Genomic DNA, 25195 nt, shown 5'->3' with positions numbered 1-25195 from the left:
AAAAATATTTCGAGTCCCTACATATATTATTATACATCAAATATAAAGAATTGTTGTATTTAAATTGTTAAATTTATATAATATAATGAAGTAGACAAAGGCAAAGTAGGATAGGAGGTAGAGAATGGAAAAGGGATATGTACATGTTTATACTGGAAATGGTAAGGGGAAGACTACTGCAAGTTTAGGACTTTCTATTAGGGCTTATCTAGCAGGGAAGAAAGTATTTTTTGGACAGTTTGTAAAGGGTATGGAATACAGTGAATTAAATATAGAAAAATATTTAAAAGGTTTTAAGATTCATCAATTTGGTAGAGATTGTTTTATATATAAAGATCCTACTGAAGAAGACATACGGGTAGCAAGAGAAGGTTTGAAAGTATTTGAAAAGGTTTTAAAAAGTGGAGAATATGACTTGGTCGTATTGGATGAATTAAATATAGCTCTTTATTACAAATTATTTACAGTTGAGGAAGCTGTAAATATAATCAAGGAAAGAGCACCTCATGTAGAAGTAGTTATCACAGGAAGAAATGCACCTAAGGAGATACTTGAGTTAGCAGATTTAGTTACAGAGATGAAAGAAGTAAAACATTATTATAATGATGGAGTAATGGCAAGAAAGGGAATAGAATTTTAAATTAAGAATGACTTAGGCCTAGGATTGCAACTTAGTGCAATCCTAGGCCTATTATATTACTTATTTAAATTCTTGTAGCAGAACCACCAATCTAGACATTCAAATTCTCCATTTTTAGCAGCTTCTAATCTTTCTTTAGCAGCCTTTTCGTTTGCAGCTGGAGGAACTATTACTTTATCTCCTAAATGTTTATTGTTTGGCCATTTTTCTGGAGCTGCAACTTTATATTTGTCTGTAGTTTGAAGAGCATTTACAACTCTAAGCACTTCATCTACATTTCTTCCTGCTTCTTGTGGATAGTACATTATAAGTCTTATATTAGCTTTGTCGTCAACTATGAATACAGCTCTTACTGTATTTGTTCCTTTGCCAGGATGAATCATACCAAGTTGATTTGATACTCTTCCAAGTTCATCAGCAATAACTGGGAATGGTACTTCTACATTTGCTTTTTCCTTTATCCATTCCACCCATTTCATGTGTGAGAATACTTGATCCACTGATAGACCAATAAGTTCAGTGTTTAATGCTTTGAATTCTTCAGCTCTTTCTGAGAACTCTATAAACTCTGTTGTACATACTGGTGTAAAATCTCCTGGATGGCTAAATAATACAAACCATTTTCCTTGATAATCTTCTGGTATTTTCTTTACTCCGTGTGTTGTTACTACCTCCATAGATGGAAACTTTTCTCCTAATAACGGCATTCTTCTTTCTTCCATTTTTATTCCTCCTTTATTTTTTCTTACATTTTTCACAAATTCCACTATAATAAATTTTTTTGTCTAATACATCAAAATCTTCAATTCCTTCTTCTTTTAAATTTTCAGCATTTACTTGAAAGTCATATACTTCACCACAACTTTCACATTTAAAGTGACCATGAAGAGATGTGTCAATATCATATCTTGTTTCTTTTTCTTCAATAGTCACAAGGGAGACTATACCATTTTTCAAGAAAATATCTAAAGTATTATAGACACTAGTCTTAGAAAGGGTAGGTATGTCTTTTAGTAGTGCATGATATATTTCATCTACTGTAGGATGAATTCTGTTTTCCATTAAGTACTTCAACATTTTTATTCTTATAGTTGATGGTTTTATAGAGTGTTTTTTTAAATAATCCTTCATCCAAGCTACATCAGTTTTCAATATTAGGACTCCCTTCCAAAGGAATAATTATAAATCAATCATTTGTAATGACTTCATTACTGTAATGATTACAATTTAATTATACAGAGAAAAAACTACTCTGTCAAGTGTTTTTTAAAAAAATAGTAGCAAATTAATTTGCTACTATCTATTATTTCTTCTTTATCCATTCTTTAATATGGATTATTTTTCCCATGTTTTTAACATTCTTGTAGTTGTTTTCTTTTAGTACATTAAATATATTTTTCCCTAAGGATGAAAGTGAGATTGTTTGAAAAGCATTTTCTTCAAATAATGAATTTTCTTTTAAATTTATAAGTCCTATATAGTTAAAGTATAATAGTATATAGTTATCAAATATTGGTGTTTCAATTTCTTTGTATTTTATTTCATCATAATCATATATAGTATCAATATCTAGTTTACTTAAGTTACTTATTATTTCAAAACGGTAGTCTTGTTCAATATTGTCATAATAATTATTTGAAAGTTCATTCCAAGACAGAGTGTTCCAAATATAATCAATAAATAAGGACAATTTTTCTTCAACTTTTAAATTTAGATATTCTTCTTTTCTCAAATATGGTTTTATTGTGTTGTTATTAATAGTTAATATATTTTTTCCTAGTGAAAATTTATAAAATATATGGACTAAGGGGATATCGAATTGTTTTACATTGATTATTGATTTAAATATTAGTTTGTTTGTGAGTATATTATTTAAATTTAATAGATGATTATTATTTATAAATCTATTGTTAGAATTTAACTCTACATTGTTATTTTTTATATAGAATAAGAATTTTTCATAGTCTTCAATAAAAATAATTGCTTTTTCATTTAAGTTTTCTTTTACAAAAGCATCTAACTGTGTATCCCAGTATAGAGGCATATTTATAGGTTCCTTAGGTTCAAAATATTCAAAACGGTTTTTACCTATTGCCAATATATCTTTATAGGTTTTTTCAAAGTCTTTGCTTTTTTCATTTTCTACTAGAAATCTAATATATTTTTTCAATGTAGCAATATAAGAATTTAGCTGGTTTTGAGATTGAATAAAATTATCATATATTCCCTTTTTGATAAAATGTTCAAAATTAATTTTGTCTATATCATAGAGACTAAAGTTTTTGTCGTAAAGATAATAGTCATAAAAAGCTATTAGATTTTTTATATGTTTTCGTACTGTGTTTTCTGATAAGCTTTCACTCAAATAGGTTTCAAATTCATCAAGTTCTATAGCTAATTCTAAATTTTCTTCATCATCAAGTTCTAGTATTTCATAAATACAGTCAGTATATATTTTGTATACATTTAAACTATATTTTCTCAAGTATTCTTTCATTGTTATATTAGGTTCTTCTTTTTTTATCATATCATAGTCAAAATGTATTTTATCTAAAAAAACATTCTTTATAAAATCAGGCAAAAAACTAATGTCACCGACAAACTTTTCATATATTAACACCTTTGATACTCTACCAAATATTAGCTCTGATTTATCTATGATATTACATAGTTCAGGTTCCCAAACTATATGGTGTTTGTTAGTTAAAATGTCTTCTACATACATTAGATCTCCTTTGATATTTTTAATTTCAAAGAGACTGATATTGGATTTGTTTCTCTCAACAAGTATTTCTTTTTCCTGATCATTCAAAATTCCCATAGAATCTTCTAAAAAGTGTTCAATGAAGTTTTTACCATATTTAGTTATATAGTCAAGGCTTATCCAAACATTAAAAGCCATTCTAGTTCTTCTTTCATCGAAATCTGGATAATAGAATTCTATAGAGTTAATTTTTTTTTCTCTTTGAAAAAAATCATCTATATATGTTAAAAGCTTTTTTGTAGCGTTTTCTTGTATGTTCATTATTTCTTCATAATTCAGATTTACCATATTATCCTCCAAATCAAAAAATATAATAGTATATAATATTATATACTAAATATGTTATTTTTGTATATATTAATGAATTAATAATATTCAGCAAGATAAAAAGCCTATATAGGCTTTTATCTTCATATAATTAATACCCTATTTTAAAATTAATAAAACTGGGTAAGATATTATATAGATATGGGAGGGATAAATTTGGGAAAGAATAATTATAGGGAATTATTTAAAGAATTACTTAAGTCGTATTATGAAGATGTATTTGAAGAAAAATTAAGTGAAATAATGGACAAGAAAGAAATTGATAAAGAGTCATTTTCAACAGTAGTGTCTGCACTATGTGGAGTAGAAGTTAGGTATTCTGAAAATTTTTCATCTGATTTAATAAAAGCAATAGAAAACTACAAACAGTCAAAAAAAGTAGTTTTAAACACAAATACTTGTGTTAAAAATTGTATAGAGGTAGATGGAAAGACCTTATGTCAAAATGCCTGTCCCTTTGATGCTATTATTTTAGATAGTGAAACACATTTGCCTAAAGTTAACATAGAAGCATGTGTTGATTGTGGCAAATGTGTTGAAGCTTGCGATAAAAATAATTATATTGACAAAATAGAGTTTATACCTCTAGCAAATATTATAAAAGAAAATAACAAAGTTATGGCAGCTGTAGCTCCTTCAATAATAGGTCAATTTGGGGATGAGGTATCTATGGGTCAGATGAGAGCTGCTCTAAAGAGTATTGGATTTTCTGATATGGTTGAAGTAGCATTTTTTGCAGACATGCTAACTATAAAGGAATCAGTTGAGTTTAATAGACATATTAATATAGAAGATGATTTTATGCTATCTTCATGTTGTTGTCCTATTTGGGTAGCTATGATCAAGGGAAAATACAAGGAATTAATTAAACACACTTCTCCATCAGTATCCCCCATGATTGCAGCAGGAAAGGTTATTAAAAAAATTGATCCAGATTGCAAGGTTGTATTTATTGGTCCATGTGTTGCAAAGAAGGGAGAGGCAAAGTTAGATGAATTAAAAGGTGCTATAGATTTTGTTCTCACTTATACTGAACTGAAAGATATTTTTGATGTACTAGATATTGAACCTTCAAAGTTTCACGAAGAACTGTCTACTCAATACTCATCTAAAGGTGGAAGAATTTACGGAAGAATTGGTGGGGTATCCTTAGCAGTTGAAGAAGCAGTAAATGGTTTGTTTCCAGACAAGGCACATTTTTTTACATCTGAACAGGCTAGTGGAGTTTCTGAATGCAAGAAACTACTTGAAAAAGGTCTTACTGGCAATACAGATGCTAGATTTCTTGAAGGGATGGGTTGTGTAGGAGGTTGTGTAGGAGGACCAAAGGTACTTATACCAAAAGAAAAAGCTAAAATGTCAGTAGATAATTATGGAGAAGAATCAAAAATTAATATTTCTATAGAAAATAAGATTATGAAAGAATTTCTTCAGGCTATTGGCATAGAGAATATCGAAGACTTTAATGATAGTGATAAAATTAGTATTTTAGAAAGAATATTAGAATGACCATATACCTTTCTCACCCTTTTTGTTAATCGATTAAACACTCTTCTAGCAAATCTAGATCAATAATTTTTATTATATTTTTATCAAAATCAATTATGCCATCATTTCTCATGTTTACTAATTCTCTAGACAATGATGGTCTTGGAACATCAAGTATTTCAGCCATTTTTTTTCTTGTACATTGAAAAGTTAAAAATATATTTTTCTGTTTTTTATATTCATCCAAAAGCATAATTGCTAATTTTTTCCTTATAGTTTCATATGACAAATTTCGTATTCTTCCACTTAACATAAGAATTCTGTCAGATAGTACTGTCATAAAATTGTTGAGAAATATGTCGTTTTTTTTGCAAAGGTCTATTATGTCGTTTTTATGGACAAATAATAATTTTGTTTCATCAATAGACATTATTGTAGAAGGATAAACATTTTCACCTGAAAAGACCAAAGCTTCTCCAAAAATATTTCCAGACTTAAAGGTATTAAGCGTTATTATTTTACCAGAAGGGAATATTTTTTGGATTTCCACTTTTCCTTTAATTATAATTCCTATACTAATACATTTACTATCCTCAATAGCAATTACCTCATTTTTGGCAAATGTATTTAAGCTGATTGATACTCCTTCTAGTAATTTTTCTATTTCTTCCATGGTCAATCCTTTAAATAAAACACATTTTGTTAAGGTTTCTAAAGTATCTTTCATTGTCATCCTCCAAAAGAAAATAAATAATAACAAAGCTTACCATAATTATACACTAATTTTATTATAACCCATAGGAAAGTTCAAGTTATCTCTAATATAAAACTTTTCAAAATGGGCTTTAATAGTTGTATAAAGAATACTTCTTGAAAATGAAAGGCTTTTTTTGTAGAATTATAATAAAGTCAAAAAAAGGGGTTGATTATTTGAGAAGCAATAGGAAGAAAGCAAATAAGAATAAGTATTTTGCAATAATAATTGTTGTTTTAGCGATATTAGTAGGAGGAACTATTTATTATAAGTATGCAGTTAAGAGAGATACAAGTATTTTGTCAAGCAATGTTGAAGAACAAGTAGTGAAATTGTTAGATTTATCTACAGTTAAATATAATTATACAAATGTTGTAGCATATAAAGACAACAAAAAGTTGAAAGATATGAGTATTCCTTTTACAAGCAAAGGTTTTTTAATTAAGTATAATGGTTATATAAAGGCAGGAGTAGACTTAAGTACACTAAAAGTAGATGTAAAGGACAATAAAAGTGTGGAGATAATTTTAGATAAAGCTACAATATTAGACAATGTAATTAATGAAGAAGATACTTATATTTATGATGAAAGAGAGTCGCTATTTAATCAGTTAAAGATTCAAGATTTATATGATGTATTAGTCAAAGAAAAGGAAAATATGGCAAAAGAAGTCATAGACAAAGGGATATTAAATGAAGCAGAAGAAAATGCAGAAGAATTATTAAGAACATTTTTAATAAGCATGGGTTTTGAAAATATAAAGATAAATTTTAAATAATGAAGTCTTAAAAAGCCTATCCAAATTTGGATAGGCTTTTTAATTAAGTTTTTAGTTTTAAATTAAAACACCTTAGCATATTATTACAATATGAGGGGGGAGTTAAGGTGTTGAGAAGGGTTAAGTTGATTTTATTGTGCTTTATCTTAGTTGTTATAGTATTAGTTGTAGGGGATTTTATACATAAAATTTTAACTAAAAAAGCTATTAATTATGAGAACAAGGATGTATATGTAAAACAAGATGAAAGAAATTATGCAATACATATTGAAGTTGATAAAAAGCTACTATATTTAATAGATTTGGATACCAATGAAATAGTAAAAAAATATTTAGTAGCTACTGGAAAACCTGGTACTCCCACACCTTTAGGTACATTCAAAATTATACAAAAGGGTATGTGGGGAGGAGGTTTTGGTTCTAGATGGATGGGACTTAATGTTCCTTGGGGAAAGTATGGAATTCATGGTACAAATAAACCTGGATCTATTGGATACAATGCTTCTCATGGATGCATTAGGATGAAAAATAAGGATGTAGAGGAGTTGTATTCATTAGTTAAATACAATACATCAGTTACTCTTACAATGGGTGACAATGGACCCTTTGGTCATGGTTTTAGAGTATTAAGACCTGGAGATAGGGGGGCAGATGTTCAAGAAGTTCAAAAAAGATTAAAACAAAAAGGATACTATAATGGCTCAATAGACGGAGTTTATGGAGATGGAACTAAATATGCACTCATTAAATTTTTAAAGGATAATGGTTTACCAATAACTGATAGCATAGGTCCTAATATTTATGAAAAACTTAATATAATTCTTATGGATTAACTCTTTACAAAGTACAAACTTTTGCTTATACTATTCTAGTTGATAATAGAAATATGATGTAACAGGAGATGATTTATTATGATTTGCAAAAGATTTGAAATCAAAAGAGGTCAAATTTTATATAGAGATGAAATTGAATTTAGGTCTTTAGTTCATGAACTTATTTGGAAGGCTATGATGAAAAGAAAAGGCTGTCGAATTAAAGAAATCTATAATCGCTAATATTATTTTATACAAAAAACTTCTATTTTTTTAATAGAAGTTTTTTGTATTATTTATGACATTTTGGTAAAGATATGATATAGTTTGTAAAATTACATTTATGGTTAATTTTTAGATTTCTGGGTATATAAAAGTAGAAGATATTTAAGGAGGTATTGTATATGCTATCTAAAAGATTACTTGAAGAATTAAATTTACAGATTAAGTATGAGTTATATTCAGCTCATTATTATTTAGCTATGGCAGCATATTGTGCTAGTGAAGATTTATCTGGTTTTGAGAATTTTTTCAAAGTGCAAGCAGAAGAAGAAAAGTTTCATGCTATGAAATTTTTTGATTTTGTAAATGAAATGGATGGAACAGTAAAAATACTAGGATTAGAAGAACCTGAGAATGATTTTGAATCTGTTACAGATGTATTTAAAAAAGCTCTTGAACATGAAAAATTTGTTACAAGTAGAATTTATAAATTAATGGATATTGCTACAGAAGAAAAAGAACATGCAACTATAAGTTTGTTAAAATGGTTTGTTGATGAACAAATAGAAGAAGAGAATAGTATGAAATCTATACTTACAAGATTGGAAAGAATGGGCGAAAATAGCCATGGATTATATATGCTAGATCAAGAATTGTCACAAAGAGTATTTACTCCACCAGTAGATTCAGAAAACTAAAAAAGATAGGTCAATTGACCTATCTTTTTTAATGTATTTATAATGTAGTTGTTCCACCACCACTCATATTCTTTTGAGCCATTTCTACCAATCTCTTTGTCATATATCCACCAACATAACCATTTTGTCTTGATGGTAAATTACCTTTATCCATTGTTTCATAATTAGTCATACCTAATTCACTTGCAATTTCAGTTTTCATTTGATTTAATGCTTGACGTGCTTCAGGAACTAATATTTTGTTACTTGTGTTATTATTGTTATTAGTAGCCACCATGTTCAACTCCTTTCATATAGTTATATTTTTTTGGTGTATTAGTATTATGTGTAGAAAAAGTTTAAATAATCATGCAAATTTTGCATCACTTATACTAAATTTCTTGAATATCCATAATTTTTATAAAAAAATGCATAAAACAGCATTTTATCATGTATATTTTAAGCAAAACAATATGCTTTTATGCTAATTTACACACATTTTATAGTTGATTAATGAAATAATATTTTAATGGTGAAAACAGAGTGGTATAATGATATACTAATAAGCAATTATAATGAAAAGGGTGGTATAAATGAATTTTACTAAAATGATTGGTGCAGGAAATGACTTTGTGATTTATAATGGATTAGAGTATGAAATAGATAATTATAGCGAATTGGCATTAAAAAGTTGTGATAGACATTTTAGCGTAGGAGCCGATGGGATTTTAGTATGTGAAAAAAGCAATATAGCAGATATAAAGATGATATATTATAATTCAGACGGTTCGAGAGGAGAAATGTGTGGTAATGGAATTAGATGTTTTTCTAAATATGTTTATGAGAATAAATTGGTTAATAAAAAACAATTCACTGTAGAAACACTTGCTGGGATTAAAAAAATCCGATTAGAAACGGATGAATTTGGAAAAGTCAATACTGTAAGGGTAAATATGGGATATCCTACATTTGAAGCCAAGAGTATACCTGTAGATATTATGAAAGAAGAAGTTATTTTGGAGAAACTTAATATAGTTGGAAAAGAAATAGTTTTTTCTTCAGTTTTGGTTGGTGTACCTCATACAGTTATTTTTGTTGATGATATAATTTCAATTGATATAAATGAACTTGGTGCAAAACTTGAAGTACATAGTATTTTTCCAAAAAAAACAAATGTTAATTTTATAGAAATCTTAGACAAAAATCATATTAATATATATACTTGGGAAAGGGGGGCAGGTAGAACTCTAGGATGTGGAACTGGTTCTTGTGCTAGTGTAGTAATAGGACATAGATTGGGGAAACTTGACAATACTGTAAAAGTTAAAACTGAAGGTGGAGAACTTCAGGTTGAATTAGAAGATGACTATGAAATTTATATGAGTGGAGGAGCTAAAACCATTTGCACAGGTGAATTTGATAATTTATAAAGGAGGAAAAATGAATGGAAAATGCAGAAAAGAAAAGTTTTTGGCAGTATTATAAATTCCCTATTATTTTGCTATCATCTATAATTTTAGGTAGTATAATTGGACTTATAATGGGAGAAAAAGCGACTATATTTCAACCCTTAGGGGATATATTTTTAAATGCAATGTTTACTATTGTTGTTCCTTTGGTTTTTATTACTATATCGAGTTCTGTAGCTAGTATGGCAGATAGGAAAAGATTAGGTAAGATAATTGGAACCATGTTGTTAGTATTTATTATTACTGGATTGATTGCTTCACTTATTATGATTGTTATGGTAAATATATTTCCACCTGCAAAAGATGTAAATATTGAAATACCTAAAGCAGAAGAAATAAAACCTTTAAACACAGGAGCTCAAATAGTAGCAGCTCTTACTGTTACAGATTTTACAGAGCTTATTTCTAGAAAAAACATGTTACCTTTAATAATATTTTCTATGTTCTTTGGACTATGCGTTAGTTTGATAGGCGAAAAAGGCAAAAAAGTAGCAGATGCATTAAATGTACTTTCAGAAATATTTTTGAAAATGGTGTCTATAATCATGTATTATGCACCTATTGGTTTGGGAGCATATTTTGCATCGCTTATAGGTAATTTTGGCCCCGAACTTTTAGGCTCTTATGCTAGGGCTATGGCAGTGTATTATCCAATTTGTATAATATATTTCTTTGTAGCATTTTTCTTTTATTCTTATTTTGCAGGAGGTATGCCTGGAGTTAAGAATTATTTTAAAAACATATTCCCGGTAGCTATAACTTCTTTAGCAACTCAAAGTAGTATTGCAACATTACCTGTGAATCTAAATTCTGCAAAGAAAATGGGAGTGCCAAAAGATATAAGGGATATTGTATTACCTATTGGAGCTACAGCGCATATGGATGGAACTTGTTTGAGTTCTATACTAAAGATATCCTTTATGTTTGGTGTATTTAATATGCCTTTTAAGGGGATAGGTACTTATGTTACTGCTGTTGTAATATCAGTATTAAGTGGTGTAGTTATGTCTGGAGTACCAGGTGGAGGACTAATAGGAGAGATGCTGATTGTCAACATGTATGGATTTCCACCTGAAGCTTTTCCAATAATAGCAACTATAGGATATTTAGTAGATCCACCAGCAACTATGGTCAATGTTACTGGAGACACTGTTGCCTCTATGATGGTAACTAGAGTATTGGAAGGCAAGGACTGGATGGTTAAAAAACTTACAGCAAATGAAGATGCTAAATAAAAACAAAATCTATTGAAATATTTCTTTGTTTAATCTATACTACAGGTATAAGATATAAATAAAGGGGAGTAGCTGGGCAGGGAGGTTCTGCTTTAATTAGTCGTCAATACGGTGAAAACCCGGCTAATTTTTGAACGGCGAGACCTTTATTTAAGCTATTAAGCTTAAATAAAGGTCTTTTAATTATATATAAAAAAAGGGGGGCTTATTTTGGAGCAGTTACTTTTAGGTATTAATAATCTAAATTATCAACAAGTGATTATGTTTTTTATTGGTGGAGGACTTATTTATCTTGCCATCAAGAAAGAATACGAGCCTATGCTATTATTACCTATAGGTTTTGGGGCAATATTAGCCAATATCCCTGTTATTTCAGGAATACCTGGGATTACTAGTGATGAGGGAGTACTAGGAATATTAAAAAATGCAGGTATTTTAAATGAACTTTTTCCCGCACTAATATTTATTGCAGTTGGAGCCATGATTGATTTTACTCCACTTTTGCAGATGCCATCTATGTTGTTTTTTGGTGCAGCAGCTCAATTTGGCATATTCATGACTATAATATTTGCACTTCTTCTAGGATTCGATATCAAAGAAGCAGCTAGTATAGGGATTATTGGTGCAGCAGATGGACCTACATCTATATTTGTAGCATCTAGATTTGCAAGACGTTTATTAGGGCCTATTTCTGTAGCCGCCTATTCTTATATGTCATTAGTGCCAATAATACAGCCAATAGTTATAAAGGCGTTGACTACAAGCGATGAGAGAAAAATAAGAATGGAGTACAAGGAAGTTAAGGTTTCTAAGACAGTTAAAATTTTATTCCCTATAGTAGTAACGATAATTGCGGGAATCATAGCACCAATAAGTGTTACGTTGATAGGATTGTTGATGTTTGGGAACTTAATTAGGGAAAGTGGAGTACTAGATAGACTTTCTCAATCAGCACAAAATGAACTAGCCAACTTAGTAACTCTTTTATTGGGAATAACAATAGGATCAACAATGACTGCTGAAGCATTTTTAAGTATTGATACAGCAAAAATAATGGCTTTAGGATTGTTTGCATTTATATTTGATACAGCTGGAGGAGTTTTATTTGCAAAATTCTTAAATTTATTTGTAAAGAAAAAGTACAATCCTATGGTAGGTGCAGCAGGAATATCTGCATTTCCTATGTCGGCAAGAGTTATACAAAAGCTTGCAACTGAAGAAGATCCGACTAACTTTGTACTTATGCAAGCAGTAAGTGCAAATGTGGCAGGGCAAATTGGTTCTATTATCGCAGGTAGTGTAGTACTTGCATTACTTTCCTAGGAGGGATAGTCATGAATATTGGATTTAAAATGTTACTATATGGAATGGGAACAACTTTCTCAATATTAATAATATTTTATTTTTCTATAAAACTTATGGTTAAAATTTTTCCTGAGAAATAAATTAAGCCATATTATTGAATATAACTTAATTCAATAATATGGCTATTTTTTATATAAAAAATTTTGAAATCATGTTTATAATAAAAGTAACTAAAACAGCTATACTAGTTGTTAAAATAATTGTAAATATTGGCCACTTAAGTCCCTTTGTTTCATTTTTCATAGTTAGAATTGTAGTACCGCAGGGGAAGTGAAGCAATGAAAAAAGCATGAAGTTGATTCCAGTGACAAAGTTCCAACCATTATTTAGTAACAGTGTTTTTAGTGAATCTATACTTTCTAATTCCATCATAGTATTTTGCGACATATATCCCATTATAAGTATGGGAAGTACTATTTCATTTGCAGGCAAACCTAAAAGAAAAGCCATTAGTATAATTCCATCAAGTCCTAATAATGTAGCAAATGGATCTAAGAAAGATGCACATGATTGCAATAAGCTGACTCCATTTATGTTGATATTAGCAAATATCCATGTAATAGCACCAGCGGGAATAGCTACTATTACTGCTCTGCTAAGTACAAATAGTGTTCTATCTAAAATACTTCTTATAAGTATCTTTCCCAATTGAGGTTTTCTATAAGGGGGAAGTTCTAATGTAAAAGATGATGGCATGCCTTTTAAGAAAGTAACCGATAAAAATTTTGAAACTAAAAGAGTCACTAATATTCCAATGAGTATAACTACTACAACAGAAATTGCGGCAATGATTGAATTATATTTACTGTTTACAAGTCCTCCAACAAATATAGTGGAAATTGCTATTATTATTGGGAATCTACCATTACAGGGGACAAAATTATTAGTTATCATGGCGATTAATTTTTCTCTTGGTGAGTCTATAATACGGCAGGCTATGATTCCAGCAGCATTACATCCAAATCCCATACACATGGTCAATGATTGTTTTCCATTAGTCCCAGCTTTTCTAAATGAGTTGTCAAGGTTAAAAGCTACTCTAGGTAAGTATCCTAGGTCTTCAAGGAGCGTAAAAAGTGGAAAAAATATTGCCATAGGGGGGAGCATTACAGATATAACCCATGCAAGTGTTCTATACACTCCCAGTACTAGCATCCCGTATAGCCAATCAGGAGCATTTAAATGTGTAAATAACAATGTCAATTTGTCCTCCAATGCAAACAAACCCTTAGCCAAAAGTTCAGATGGGTAGTTTGCACCTACAATAGATAACCAGAAAATCACTCCAAGTAGTAATATCATTATTGGATAACCTGTTATTTTACTTGTGAGAATGTCATCGATTTTTTTATCCCAATTTATTTTTTTACTTTTATCAACTTCTGTAACTATACTTGCAATTTCTTCAGCATAATAATATATTTCAGTTACTATTTCATCCCCAATATTTTCATATTCACTTAACATTTCTTCAATTTTCTCTAGTGGTTTTCTACCAACACCATTTTTTAATAGTAACTTTTCTAATTGATTTTTTATTTCTATATCTCCATCTATTAATCTAAGACTTATCCATCTAGTGTTTGCACTTTTATCTAGATATTCTAATAGTATATTTTCAATTTTTGATATTAATGATTCAACTTTTTCACTGTACTTTACTTTATTGGGTTTAACTATTGATTCTAAGTTGTTAATTGTGTTTATAATCTCTGTTATACCTACACCATCTCTAGCTATTGTAGGTATAACAGGTATTCCCAATAATACTTCTAATCTATCGACATCAATTTTGATCCCTTTTCTTTGAGATTCATCCATTAAATTAAGAGCAACAATTACATTATCTGTTATTTCCATTATTTGAAGTACCAAATTTAGATTTCTTTCTAAACATGTAGAGTCTACAACGACTACAGTTACCTCTGGGTTTCCAAAACAAATAAAATTTCTAGCTACTTCCTCTTCTTCAGAATTTGCTAAAATAGAGTAAGTTCCAGGAAGATCTACTATCATATATTCTTTGTCTCCATGTTTAAAACTACCATATGCATTTAGGACAGTTTTTCCAGGCCAATTCCCAGTATGCTGCTTTAGACCTGTCATAAAATTGAAAAGAGTGCTTTTGCCAGTATTCGGATTACCTGCTAATGCAATCACAGTCTTCTCTTCACACTCTTCAAAGGTATATTCATACTTTACCAAATTTAGTCCACTAGATTCTTGAGTAAGCCCCATAGTTTTACCTCCTATCAATTACTTTTATCAATATTTTGGATGCTTCATCTTTTCTTAGAGCCAATATAGTGCCCCTAATATTGAAAGCAATAGGATTGCCAGAGGGGCTCAGCCTTTCAACTTTTACTAATGTATTTGATGTAAGGCCTAAGTCAAGAAACCTTCTTCTTTTATCTCCTTCATTTAACAAGTCTATTACTACTCCTGATTTTCCCACAGGAAGTTTACTTAACAAAATACTTTCATTTAAACAACTCATAATTTGCCTCCTTTAAGAACCGTATTTTGAAGTCAATTCTATAGCCATTATATGTAAGGAATAGGGGAAAAGTTCATCAGAATATGAGGAACTATTAAGGCTTACAAAGCGTAATATATATTGAAAGAAAATGAAGGAGGAAATAGCATGAATCAAAACTATCATTACGAGCAATCAAGCTCTAAAGATAAAAACTTAGCAAGAGCTTATGTACCATTCCAGTATATGAATCAAGTGTATAGTCCTGAAGAAGCGTTAAGGAAAGGAACAATATTTCCTGAATTATATAAACCATATGAATTTAATGGGCGATATTAGTGGAGGTGTTTTTATGGATAATAATCAAGCATGTCTTTTAAAGCAAATAATGGAGGTAGAGTTTGTTTTAACTGAAACAGCTCTATATTTAAATACTCATCCCTGTGATGAAAGAGCAATAAGACTTCATAATACCTATGTACAAAAACGAAGAGAATTAGTATCCCTATATGAAGCTCAATATACTCCATTGACTAATGATTCAATGAGTAAATATCCTTGGGGATATATAGAAAGCCCATGGCCTTGGGAATTTGATTTTACATCTTGTTAAGGAGGTTAGAATATGTGGATTTATGAAAAGAAACTTCAATATCCTGTTAGAGTAGATACTTGTAATCCTGCATTAGCTGCAATGATAATAGAGCAATTTGGTGGTCCAGATGGAGAGCTATCTGCAGGAATTAGATATTTAACACAGAGATGGACTATGCCTATAAATCAAGGTAAAGCCATATTAACTGATATAGGCACCGAAGAACTAGCGCACTGGGAAATAATTGGTTCGCTAGTTTGGAAACTTGTAAAAGATGCACCTGTGGAAAAAATAAAAGGAACTCCTTTTGAAGCCCACTATGTAAACCATGGAAAGAGTCCTTTCCCACACAATGCAGCTGGAGAAGCTTGGACAGCAGGATATATCCAATCAAAAGCTGATCCAATAGCAGATTTACATGAAGATATGGCAGCAGAAGAAAAAGCAAGAGCAACTTATGAATATTTAATAAGAGTAAGTGATGACCCAGGTGTTACTGATACACTTAGATTCTTAAGAGAAAGAGAAATTGTCCATTTCCAAAGATTTGGAGAAACTTTAAGATTAGTTCAAGAACAACTAGATAGCAAAAAATATTATTAGCCCCCATTTAGGGGCTAATTTTTATCTTTTAAATTTTCTTCTCCCATTTCAACTAGTTTCCTAGTCATCAATCCTCCAACCCTACCGGCAGTAAAAATATTGTTAATATTATCTTTAGTCTTATCCATTGTCACATCAAGACCTAATTCTTTACTCATTTCAGCTTTAAAAGATTCAAGTGCTATTCTTGATTTAGGGTCTATATTTTTCATAGAATACCTCCTAGATTTTATTTCTTGTAATATATTTTTTGCAAATATCTGATTACAATACAGGTATTTAATAGAAAAAACAAAAAATGAATAAACTAAACTATTTTTTTAAAAAAATTTTAAAGGAAATTAGGGCTTTTTGTAGAATTATAGTATTATTAATAATATATATTTTATTCATAACATAATTAGTTAAAATGATAGAGGAGGGCAAAACATGATAATGGAATCACTAGGATCTGCATTAATTATTGGTAAAATTAGAGGAGGTAAGATAAGGAATATTGGTGAAATTTGTATAAAGGGCTGGTATTTATTTGTTGGAGCATTTTTAATTGAAAAATCAAGTGTTTTAGTAGAGTCTTTTACAGATGGGAAGATAGCTCAATTTATTCAAAGCAATTTTAGTTATATGCATATTGGAGTATATTTAATAACTTTAATGGGCTTAATTTTAAATATGAAAAAGAGGGGAATTTTAACGATTTTTACAGGAAGTCTTTTGAATTTCATTTCCATTTTATTTAATGGTGGTAAAATGCCTGTTTCATTAAAAGGTTTAAACTTCGCATCATTAACTGAAAAAGCAAATTTATTAAAAACTAATGATGTTTTGACTCATACTTTAATTGATAAGAGTACTAAATGTTATTATTTATCTGATATTATACCTATTCCACAACCTTATCCATTTGCTAAATTAATAAGTATTGGAGATATTATAATAGCAGTTGGATTATTTTTATTAATACAAAGAGCTATGTTAAGTGATAGAGAAAGGGGAAAAGTATTAGATTTTACATATAGGCCAAATTTATAATATTTGCAGGGTAGAATATAGTATAGGAGGTTGATATGGAAGGTATAGGTGTTTCACCAGGAATAATAATTGGAAAAGTTTTCGTAAAAAAGAATATAGAATTAAAAGTCGAAAAATATTATATTAGTCAAGTTATTACTGAATTAGATAGATTAAATAGTGCAATTGAAAAAACTTTAAATGAAATAGACCATATATATATAAACACACTAAAAAAAATTGGGAAAAAGGAATCTGAAGTATTTATAGCTCATAAGATGATGGCAGAAGATCCTGAATTTATCAGTATGATTAAGGGAAAAATTGAAAGAGAAAGTATAAATGCAGAATGGGCAGTAAAAGAAGTAAGAGATGATTTTGTTCAAATATTAAAGAGTATTGACAATGATTATTTAAGGGAGAGATCAGCAGATATTTTAGATATCTCCAATAGGCTTTTGATGAATTTATTAGGAAAGAAAAATATAGAACTATCCAAATTAGAAAAATGTATTATAGTTACTGATGATTTAACTCCTTCAGATATAGCACATTTGGATAGTAAAAATGTATTAGGTTTTGTAACTGAAAATGGAGGAAAAACATCACATTCTTCAATAATGTTAAAAACACTAGAGCTTCCTTATGTTGTTGGGGTAAAAGATATCACTTTGAGTGCAAAAAATGGAGATACTATGATTGTAGATGGAAATGAAGGTATAGTTATTTTAAATCCTACAAGTGAACAGATTGAGATTTATAGTAAGAAGAAAAGGCAGTTCGAACAATTTATACTGAAATTAAATAAACTAAAAGGAAAAGAAACCACTTCTAAAGATGGCGTAAAAATTAAGATTACAGGAAATATTACTTTTCCAAATGATATTGACAAAGTAATTGAATATGATGGAGATGGTGTAGGATTATACAGAACAGAACTTTTGTATATGGATAGAGACAAGCTTCCTACAGAAGAAGAACAGTTTCAAACTTACAAAGTTACAGCTGAAAAATTACAAGGAAAACCATTGATCATAAGGACTTTAGATGCTGGTGGAGACAAAGATTTGTCTTATTTAGATTTACCCAAAGAGATGAATCCTTTTTTGGGATATAGAGCTATAAGAATTTGTTTAGATAGAAGAGATATTTTTAAAACTCAGTTGAGAGCTATTTTAAGAGCAAGTGCTTTTGGGAATATAAAGATTATTTTTCCAATGATATCAAATATAGAGGAAGTTTTAACTATAAAGGCAATTATAGAAGAAGTAAAAGAACAACTCAAAGTTGAAGGCATTACATTTAATAAAGATATTGAAATAGGCATAATGGTAGAAACACCTGCTGCAGCAATTCAATCAGATATTCTAGCGAGAGAGGTGGATTTTTTTAGTATCGGTACCAATGACTTAATTCAATACACATTGGCAGTAGATAGAGGAAATCAGAAGGTATCATATTTATATAGTCAATATCATCCAGCGGTACTCAGATTGGTTAAATTAATCATTGATAATGGTCACAAAGAAGGTATTTGGGTAGGAATGTGTGGAGAAGCAGCTAGGGATGAAAAACTTATTCCAATATTGTTGGGAATGGGATTAGATGAGTTTAGCATGAGTTTTTCTTCTATACTTAAAACCAAGTGGATTATAAGCAATATTTCAAAGAGTAAAATGGAAAGTATAGTAGGAGAAGTGTTAAAACTATCTACTCCTTTAGAAGTTAAAAAATATATTGAAGAAAAAATAACCACTAATTATTAAAAAAATAGTGGTTATTTTTATTGAGAAATTCAAATACTAATTAAAAGATATGGAGGTGCACAAATGAAAACTAGATTATTTATAATTGCAATTGTTCCTGCAGCTATTATAGTAATAGGTCTTTATTTTAGTGACAGATATGATAGAGAACCTTTTAAAATGCTATTTAAAACCTATGTATTTGGTGCATTAGCAGTTATTCCTACTATATTTGTCGAAGAAATATTAAATGCTTTGAATATATTTCCTGGTGTTGTTGGTTCTTTTTATACCGCTTTTATAGTAGCTGGTTTTACAGAGGAATATTTTAAAAGACTAGTAGTTATGAAAACAGCTTACAATACAGAATTTTTCAATGAAAAATTAGATGGGATAGTATATGCTGTGTTTTCTTCTATGGGTTTTGCTACAGTGGAAAATATAATATATGTAGTATATAGATTTAGCTACAATCCATATATAGGTCTTTATAGAGGTATTCTTTCGGTACCAGCTCATGGAGTTTTTGCAGTTACTATGGGTTATTATTTGTCTTTAGCAAAGTTTGCCACAAATGAAGAGAGAAGAAAAAGTAATTTAAGAAAATCCCTATTTATGCCTATGATATTTCATGGAATATATGATTTCATACTCATGGCAAATCTCCCTCAATTGACTATAATATTTTTACCATATGTTATATATCTTTGGTGGCTCAATCAGAAAAAACTCAGAACATATTTATATGATTCTAAATCTAGATTTTTAGGTGAAAAAAAGGAAAGAGAATAATGTATTGAACTATAATAGATAAAGATATACAATATTAGTAATGAAATTGTAGAGGAGAAGCTTATGAATAAAAACAAACTATTACTCATTCTTATTGTTCTTTTGATAGGAGTAACAGTATTTTCCTATCATATGTCACAAGAAGAGAGTATTAATGAAGATGATAGGGAATTTTTAAGTGAAGAAATAGGTGGACAAGTTCAAAAAGAGGAAGAAATAAAACAAGAACCTATAGTTTCTACTGCTACTATTTTAGCTGCAGGAGATGTTATGTTTCATAAACCTCAAATAATAGGTGCCTATGATTCAAAGAGTGGTACTTATGATTTTAATGACTGCTTTCAATACGTGAAAAAGTACATAGAGAAAGCGGATTTAAGTTTAGTAAACTTTGAAACAGTTACAGCAGGTAGCGATAGAGGTTTTCATGGATATCCTAACTTTAATTCACCAGTTGAAAGCTTAGAAGCTTTAAAAAATTCAGGATTTGATATACTGTCAACTGCTAATAATCACAGTTTGGATCAAGGAAAAGTAGGTCTTGTTAATACTATAGAGGCATTAAAAAAATATGGTTTTAAAAATATAGGAACTTTTAATGAACCGGGAGATAAAATATTAATTGAAAAAATTAATGATATAAACATAGGGCTACTTTCATATACTTATGGTTGTAATGGAATGGAGTACACATTGACTGAAGAAGAATTAAATAATATGATTAATTTAATTGATGAGGAAAGGATTAAAACTGATATTGAAAAAGCAGTAGAGATGGGCTCTGATTTAGTTGTAGTGTTTATCCACTGGGGAAATGAGTATCAGAGAGAACCATCAGAGGAACAATTAGAACTTGGTAGGAAAATGGTAGAGTGGGGTGCGAATATCGTGTTTGGAAGTCATCCTCATGTCATTCAAAAGTCTGAAATAATAGAGCACAATGGGAAAGATAACTTTATTATCTATTCTCTAGGGAATTTCATATCAAATCAGAGAAGAGAAACTATTAACAATAAATATACTGAAGATGGAATTATGGTAACAGTTGAAGTAGAGAAGGATTTTTCAAAAGATGAAACAATAATAAAAAATATTACATATACTCCTACTTGGGTATATAAATATAGTAAAGACGGTGTGGCCAAATATGAAATAATCCCAATTGATGAGTCAAATATGGAGCAAATAGACGATGCTATACACGGAAAAGTAAAAGAATCCTATGAAAATACTATGAGTTTGATGGGCCAGTAAGTTAGACTGGCCTATTATGTTAATAAAATTTAATTATTATTTTAATGTACATTGCTTATATTTATTTAAAATAACAATTATTTGTTATATAATAATAATGTAAGTATTTATAAAACAAAATAATATATGAGGTGTGTTGGCCTTGCAAGATATAATTGATCTTTTTTTAAACATAAGAATGAGAGACATAATTGATATATTAATAGTAGCTTGTGCTTTTTATAAGTTGTTTATGCTTATACGAGAAACTAGGGCAGAACAGCTTACAAAAGGTATTATTTTATTGTTTATTGCTACAAAGATAAGTGAATGGATAAAGTTATATACAGTTTATTGGATATTAGAAAAAACCATGACAGTAGGTATACTTGCAATACTTATTGTATTTCAGCCGGAGCTTAGAAGAGCTCTTGAATATCTTGGTAGAAGTAGATTTTTTGCTAAATCCTTTGTAGAAGTAAAAGAGGAAACTGTAAACAAGGTAGTTGATGAGATAGTAGATGCAGTAGCATCTCTTTCAAGACAAAAAATTGGAGCTTTAATTGTCATAGAAAAACAAACGGGATTAAATGAAGTTGTAGAAACGGGAACTAGAATCAATGGTTTGGTATCTAGCGGTCTATTAATCAATATTTTTATTCCCAATACTCCATTACATGATGGTGCTGTAGTAATAAAAGAAGACATTGTAAAAGCAGCAGGTTGCTTTTTACCTTTAACTGACAATGCTTCATTGAGTAAAGAACTAGGTACAAGACATAGAGCAGCACTTGGCATATCGGAGAAATCAGATTCTCTTGCAATTGTTGTTTCAGAAGAGACAGGCGCTATTTCTATTGCGGACAAAGGTAATCTTTCTAGGTATTTAGACGCAAAAACACTGAAACAAATACTTATAGAATTATATAAACCTAATGAACAAAAACAATCATTTATAGGAAAGTGGAGGCGTAAAGATGAGCAAAGAGAAGAAGAATGATCTTACAGTTAAAATCTTTGCACTAGTTATTGCTATCATTTTATGGAGTTATGTGATGAATGAAGTAAACCCAAGAATGACAAGTCCTTATAGGAATATAGAAGTAAAATATTTAAACCTTGATGAGTTAGAACGTTCAGGTTTAGCTCTTATGTCCCCACAAGAATTAAAGGTTGATGTAAAAGTTTCTGGTAAGAGAAATGATCTTAAAGATATTAGTGAAAAAGATATTATAGCTGAAGTTGATCTAAGTGGTTATTCAGAAGGTACAAAGAGAGTTCCCATATATTTAAATGTGCCTAATAGAGTAGAAATTGTAGATTATAGTCCAAAGGAAGTTTCTTTTAAATTTGAAAGCATAGTTTCTAAGGAAAAACCAGTAAACTTAAAGATTATTGGTGAACTAGATTCTGGGTACAGTTTAGGCAAAGGAGAAGTAAAACCTCAATCTGTATTTTTAAAGGGACCAAAGAGTTGGGTTAATTCAGTTAATGATGTATTGGCTGTAGTAGATGTAACAGATAAAACTAGTGATATAAAAATTAGTTGTCCTATTAAACTAATTGATGAAAAGGGAAAAGATATAAGAGGCGTGGAAAAGGATCCAAATGTAGTTGAAGTGTTATTACCTATATATAAAACGAAAAAAGTACCTATAGAAATACAAACAATTGGTGAACTACCAGATGATTATCAAATAAGTAATTTTAAAGTCACTCCAAAAACAGTTGAAATAAAAGGTTATGAAGATGTACTAAGTGAAATTTCATCTATAAAAACTGTTCCAATTGATATAAATGAACTTTTAAGTAATAGCAATGTTGAGACAGATTTAGTTTTACCTGAGGGTGTTGAATTGGTAAAACCAAATACAAAGGTAAAAGTGGAATTGAATTTAGAGAGAATTGCTACTAAGTCAATTGAACTAGAATTTAATGATATAAATGTAAAGAATCTAGAAGAAGGATTATCTATTGAAAATGGTGATTCAATAGGAAATGTTGTAGTTAATATTAAGGGACAGGAAAGAATATTAAACAATATAACAAAAGCCTCATTAACACCAGAAATAGATTTATCTGGATTAGATGAAGGAACTCATGAGGTGAAAGTAAATATAACAGATATTGAAGGTGTAACTGTAGAAAATATCGTACCATCTGATATAACAATTGTATTAAAAAAACAGTAAAGGAGTGACAATATGAATAGGGAGTATGTACTAGTCATTAATCCAGGCTCTACTTCTACTAAGGTTGGACTTTTTAAAGGGGAAGAAGAAGTTAATTCTCATAAGATATCTCACAGCCGTGAAGAGCTTGAAAGGTATGATAAGATTAGTGATCAGTATGACTATAGGTTAAACCTTATATATGATTGGTTAAAAAGCATAGAAATAAGTACTTCCTCTCTAGTAGCAGTAGTAGGGAGAGGTGGTTTACTAAGATCAATGCCAGGTGGCACCTATAGAGTTACTGATAAGATGATTAGGGATCTTGAAGTTGGAATTCAAGGAGAACACGCTTCAAATCTTGGTGGAATTTTGGCAAAAGGTATTGCAGATAAGGAAGATATAAAAGCTTATATAGTTGATCCTGTTGCAGTAGATGAATTTGAAGACGTAGCTAGGATATCTGGACTAAAAGAAATAGAGAGAAGATCCTTGAATCATACTTTGAATATCAAGGCAGTTTCCTATAAGAGGGCAAAGGAATTAGGCAAAGATCTAAGAGAATTAAATTTTATTGTTGCTCATTTAGGTGGAGGGATTTCTGTATCTCCAGTTAAAAATGGTAGAGCTATAGATGCAAACAACGCAAGTGAAATGGGGCCTTTCTCACCAGAGAGAACTGGAGGGCTTCCAGTTGGTGATTTAGTTAAATTATGCTATTCAGGGAAATATACATTAGATGAAATGAAGGTTAAATTGAAAGGTAAAGGTGGACTTGCATCATATCTTGGTACTACAGATGGTGTAGAAATAGAAGACAAAATTAATAGTGGAGATAAAAATGCAGAATTAGTATATAGTGCATTAGCTTATCAAGTAGGTAAGGAAATTGGTGCTATGGCCACAGTTCTTCAAGGTAAAGTAGATAATATTATTCTCACTGGAGGATTGGCTTATTCTGATTATTTAGTAGATATAATAAGTAAAATGGTTGAATTTATCTCAGAAATAGTGGTATACCCTGGTGAAGATGAAATGGATGCATTGAATAAAGGAGTTTTAAGAGTTATTAATGGAGAAGAAAAAGAAAAAATTTATGAAGATGAGGTGAATATATAATGCTTAAGTCATTTGATGATTTATTAGCATTAGCAAAGAAAAAAGGCCCAAAGAAATTAGCTGTAGCTGTAGCTGAAGATAAAGAAGTATTAGGTGCAGTTGGTAAGGCAAAAGAATTAGGAATTGCTGATGCTATTTTAGTAGGAGACAAGAAAAAAATAGAAACAGTTGCACAGGAAGTAGGAGTAGACCTTTCATTGTTTGAAGTAGTTGATGAAAGTGATAGTCAACAAGCTTGTAGAACTGCAGTTAGCCTTGTTAGCAGTGGAAAAGCTGATATTGTTATGAAGGGTATTATAGATACAGCAGTTATAATGAAACAAGTACTAGATAAAGAAATAGGACTTAGAACTGGAAAGATAATCAGCCATGTTGCTGTATTTAGTGTAGCTACTTATGAAAAAATATTTATTGTAACTGATGCTGCAATGAATATTAGTCCAGATTTAAATCAAAAGAAAGAAATACTAGAAAATGCAGTTACATTTGCACATAGTTTAGATATAGATGATCCTAAGGTAGCCGTAGTGTGTGCAAGGGAAAAGGTTTCCCCAAAAATGGAGGCTACTATTCATGCTAAGGAATTAGAAGACATGAATAAAAATGGAGAAATTAAAGGTTGTACAGTTGCTGGTCCATTGGCATTAGATAATGCTATTTCAAAAGAAGCAGCAATTCACAAAGAAATAGATAGTCCTGTAGCTGGAGAAGCAGATATACTATTGGTTCCAGCTATTGAAGCGGGAAATGTATTATACAAATCCTTGACTTTCTTTGCAGAAGGTAAAAATGCAGGACTAATTGTTGGTACAAAAGCTCCTATAGTACTAACTTCACGTTCAGACACAGAGGAAGCTAAGTTGTACTCCATTGCTTTAGGAGTTTTAGCAGCTTCAAAGTAATAGAAAGGAGACATAA

At 29.9% G+C, this 25195-nt stretch carries 29 protein-coding genes; 21 read left to right on the top strand and 8 right to left on the bottom strand.

The genetic code is table 11. The features are described 5' to 3' along the window. The first annotated feature begins 124 nt into the window (after positions 1-124). Positions 125-640 (top strand): cob(I)yrinic acid a,c-diamide adenosyltransferase, encoded by a 516-nt coding sequence (cobO, locus tag BQ9840_RS05140; RefSeq protein WP_077368727.1) that lies wholly within the window; start codon positions 125-127, stop codon positions 638-640. Positions 641-696: 56 nt separating this feature from the next. On the opposite strand, the gene BQ9840_RS05135 is transcribed toward cobO, so the two are convergent. The 3 genes from BQ9840_RS05135 to BQ9840_RS05125 all read right to left on the bottom strand — a co-directional run bounded on the left by BQ9840_RS05135 (position 697) and on the right by BQ9840_RS05125 (position 3692). Then, entirely contained in the window at positions 697-1362 is a 666-nt protein-coding gene (locus BQ9840_RS05135) for a peroxiredoxin (protein ID WP_077368725.1), read from the bottom strand. A 13-nt stretch (positions 1363-1375) separates the two neighbouring features. Then, positions 1376-1792 carry a Fur family transcriptional regulator gene (locus BQ9840_RS05130; protein ID WP_234978622.1) on the bottom strand — a complete coding sequence of 139 codons (417 nt, stop codon included), beginning with the start codon at positions 1790-1792 and terminating at the stop codon, positions 1376-1378. Between the two features lie 151 nt (positions 1793-1943). Continuing rightward, a complete protein-coding gene (locus tag BQ9840_RS05125) occupies positions 1944-3692 on the bottom strand; it encodes a hypothetical protein (RefSeq protein ID WP_077368723.1) in 1749 nt (582 codons plus the stop codon). Between the two features lie 195 nt (positions 3693-3887). Here BQ9840_RS05125 and BQ9840_RS05120 point away from each other — a divergent pair, with 195 nt between their 5' ends. Then, positions 3888-5240 (top strand): [Fe-Fe] hydrogenase large subunit C-terminal domain-containing protein, encoded by a 1353-nt coding sequence (locus BQ9840_RS05120; RefSeq protein WP_234978621.1) that lies wholly within the window; start codon positions 3888-3890, stop codon positions 5238-5240. Positions 5241-5265: 25 nt separating this feature from the next. Here the strand turns inward: BQ9840_RS05120 and BQ9840_RS05115 are convergent, their stop codons facing one another. Further along, on the bottom strand, positions 5266-5946 hold the full coding sequence (locus BQ9840_RS05115) for a Crp/Fnr family transcriptional regulator (protein WP_077368719.1): 681 nt from the start codon (positions 5944-5946) through the stop codon (positions 5266-5268). 203 nt (positions 5947-6149) lie between these two features. Here BQ9840_RS05115 and BQ9840_RS05110 point away from each other — a divergent pair, with 203 nt between their 5' ends. From BQ9840_RS05110 to BQ9840_RS05100, 4 genes are all read left to right on the top strand, one after another. Continuing rightward, entirely contained in the window at positions 6150-6752 is a 603-nt protein-coding gene (locus BQ9840_RS05110; RefSeq protein ID WP_159436081.1) for a DUF4230 domain-containing protein, read from the top strand. 107 nt (positions 6753-6859) lie between these two features. Then, complete coding sequence (locus tag BQ9840_RS05105; protein ID WP_077368715.1) at positions 6860-7585, top strand: L,D-transpeptidase family protein; 726 nt, start codon at positions 6860-6862, stop codon at positions 7583-7585. 78 nt (positions 7586-7663) lie between these two features. Next, a complete protein-coding gene (locus BQ9840_RS12500) occupies positions 7664-7807 on the top strand; it encodes a hypothetical protein (protein ID WP_159436080.1) in 144 nt (47 codons plus the stop codon). Between the two features lie 161 nt (positions 7808-7968). Continuing rightward, on the top strand, positions 7969-8484 hold the full coding sequence (locus tag BQ9840_RS05100; protein WP_077368713.1) for a ferritin: 516 nt from the start codon (positions 7969-7971) through the stop codon (positions 8482-8484). 37 nt (positions 8485-8521) lie between these two features. Here the strand turns inward: BQ9840_RS05100 and BQ9840_RS05095 are convergent, their stop codons facing one another. After that, positions 8522-8758: an alpha/beta-type small acid-soluble spore protein gene (locus BQ9840_RS05095; protein WP_255371024.1), complete on the bottom strand. Its 237-nt coding sequence runs from the start codon at positions 8756-8758 to the stop codon at positions 8522-8524. A gap of 298 nt (positions 8759-9056) precedes the next feature. Between BQ9840_RS05095 and dapF the strand changes: the two genes are divergently transcribed. The 4 genes from dapF (at position 9057) to BQ9840_RS05075 (ending at position 12612) form a co-directional block, all read left to right on the top strand. Further along, positions 9057-9893, top strand: a complete 837-nt coding sequence (gene dapF, locus BQ9840_RS05090) for a diaminopimelate epimerase (protein WP_077368709.1) — start codon at positions 9057-9059, stop codon at positions 9891-9893. Positions 9894-9907: 14 nt separating this feature from the next. Next, positions 9908-11167 (top strand): dicarboxylate/amino acid:cation symporter, encoded by a 1260-nt coding sequence (locus BQ9840_RS05085; RefSeq protein WP_077368707.1) that lies wholly within the window; start codon positions 9908-9910, stop codon positions 11165-11167. A gap of 210 nt (positions 11168-11377) precedes the next feature. Further along, the gene (locus BQ9840_RS05080) at positions 11378-12490 is read left to right on the top strand and encodes a sodium ion-translocating decarboxylase subunit beta (protein ID WP_077368705.1); all 1113 of its coding nucleotides are present in this window, start codon (positions 11378-11380) and stop codon (positions 12488-12490) included. A gap of 11 nt (positions 12491-12501) precedes the next feature. Further along, positions 12502-12612 (top strand): OadG family protein, encoded by a 111-nt coding sequence (locus BQ9840_RS05075; protein WP_077368703.1) that lies wholly within the window; start codon positions 12502-12504, stop codon positions 12610-12612. 49 nt (positions 12613-12661) lie between these two features. Here BQ9840_RS05075 and feoB read toward each other — a convergent pair whose 3' ends face one another. Then, the gene (gene feoB, locus BQ9840_RS05070; protein ID WP_077368701.1) at positions 12662-14770 is read right to left on the bottom strand and encodes a ferrous iron transport protein B; all 2109 of its coding nucleotides are present in this window, start codon (positions 14768-14770) and stop codon (positions 12662-12664) included. A 4-nt stretch (positions 14771-14774) separates the two neighbouring features. Further along, entirely contained in the window at positions 14775-15029 is a 255-nt protein-coding gene (locus tag BQ9840_RS05065) for a FeoA family protein (protein WP_077368699.1), read from the bottom strand. Positions 15030-15176: 147 nt separating this feature from the next. Here BQ9840_RS05065 and BQ9840_RS05060 point away from each other — a divergent pair, with 147 nt between their 5' ends. From BQ9840_RS05060 to BQ9840_RS05050, 3 genes are read left to right on the top strand one after another with little or no spacing between them, the layout of a single operon-like run. Further along, entirely contained in the window at positions 15177-15347 is a 171-nt protein-coding gene (locus tag BQ9840_RS05060; RefSeq protein WP_077368697.1) for a spore coat associated protein CotJA, read from the top strand. A 13-nt stretch (positions 15348-15360) separates the two neighbouring features. Continuing rightward, on the top strand, positions 15361-15621 hold the full coding sequence (locus tag BQ9840_RS05055; RefSeq protein ID WP_077368695.1) for a spore coat protein CotJB: 261 nt from the start codon (positions 15361-15363) through the stop codon (positions 15619-15621). A gap of 12 nt (positions 15622-15633) precedes the next feature. Beyond that, the gene (locus BQ9840_RS05050; protein WP_077368693.1) at positions 15634-16206 is read left to right on the top strand and encodes a manganese catalase family protein; all 573 of its coding nucleotides are present in this window, start codon (positions 15634-15636) and stop codon (positions 16204-16206) included. A 14-nt stretch (positions 16207-16220) separates the two neighbouring features. Here the strand turns inward: BQ9840_RS05050 and BQ9840_RS05045 are convergent, their stop codons facing one another. Next, positions 16221-16418 carry a small, acid-soluble spore protein, alpha/beta type gene (locus tag BQ9840_RS05045; protein WP_077368691.1) on the bottom strand — a complete coding sequence of 66 codons (198 nt, stop codon included), beginning with the start codon at positions 16416-16418 and terminating at the stop codon, positions 16221-16223. 217 nt (positions 16419-16635) lie between these two features. On the opposite strand from BQ9840_RS05045, the gene BQ9840_RS05040 reads away from it, so the two are divergent. The 8 genes from BQ9840_RS05040 (at position 16636) to BQ9840_RS05005 (ending at position 25179) form a co-directional block, all read left to right on the top strand. After that, positions 16636-17238, top strand: coding sequence for a DUF5317 domain-containing protein (locus BQ9840_RS05040; RefSeq protein ID WP_077368689.1), 603 nt, complete (start codon positions 16636-16638; stop codon positions 17236-17238). 35 nt (positions 17239-17273) lie between these two features. Then, a complete protein-coding gene (ptsP, locus tag BQ9840_RS05035; protein WP_077368687.1) occupies positions 17274-18983 on the top strand; it encodes a phosphoenolpyruvate--protein phosphotransferase in 1710 nt (569 codons plus the stop codon). Positions 18984-19046: 63 nt separating this feature from the next. After that, positions 19047-19754, top strand: coding sequence for a PrsW family intramembrane metalloprotease (locus tag BQ9840_RS05030; protein WP_077368685.1), 708 nt, complete (start codon positions 19047-19049; stop codon positions 19752-19754). A 63-nt stretch (positions 19755-19817) separates the two neighbouring features. Further along, positions 19818-21008: a CapA family protein gene (locus BQ9840_RS05025; protein WP_077368683.1), complete on the top strand. Its 1191-nt coding sequence runs from the start codon at positions 19818-19820 to the stop codon at positions 21006-21008. A 142-nt stretch (positions 21009-21150) separates the two neighbouring features. Further along, positions 21151-21987, top strand: coding sequence for a diadenylate cyclase CdaA (gene cdaA, locus BQ9840_RS05020; protein ID WP_200804877.1), 837 nt, complete (start codon positions 21151-21153; stop codon positions 21985-21987). Then, complete coding sequence (locus BQ9840_RS05015; protein ID WP_077368680.1) at positions 21965-23179, top strand: CdaR family protein; 1215 nt, start codon at positions 21965-21967, stop codon at positions 23177-23179. Before cdaA ends, BQ9840_RS05015 begins: the two co-directional genes overlap by 23 nt. Positions 23180-23191: 12 nt before the next feature. After that, complete coding sequence (buk, locus tag BQ9840_RS05010; protein WP_077368678.1) at positions 23192-24277, top strand: butyrate kinase; 1086 nt, start codon at positions 23192-23194, stop codon at positions 24275-24277. Then, positions 24277-25179, top strand: a complete 903-nt coding sequence (locus BQ9840_RS05005) for a phosphate butyryltransferase (RefSeq protein WP_077368676.1) — start codon at positions 24277-24279, stop codon at positions 25177-25179. Before buk ends, BQ9840_RS05005 begins: the two co-directional genes overlap by 1 nt. The last annotated feature ends 16 nt before the right edge of the window (positions 25180-25195 follow it).

The organism is Anaerosalibacter sp. Marseille-P3206 (assembly GCF_900155565.1).
GTDB lineage: Bacteria > Bacillota > Clostridia > Tissierellales > Sporanaerobacteraceae > FUHM01.
This window is presented reverse-complemented; position numbering and strand designations above follow the sequence as displayed.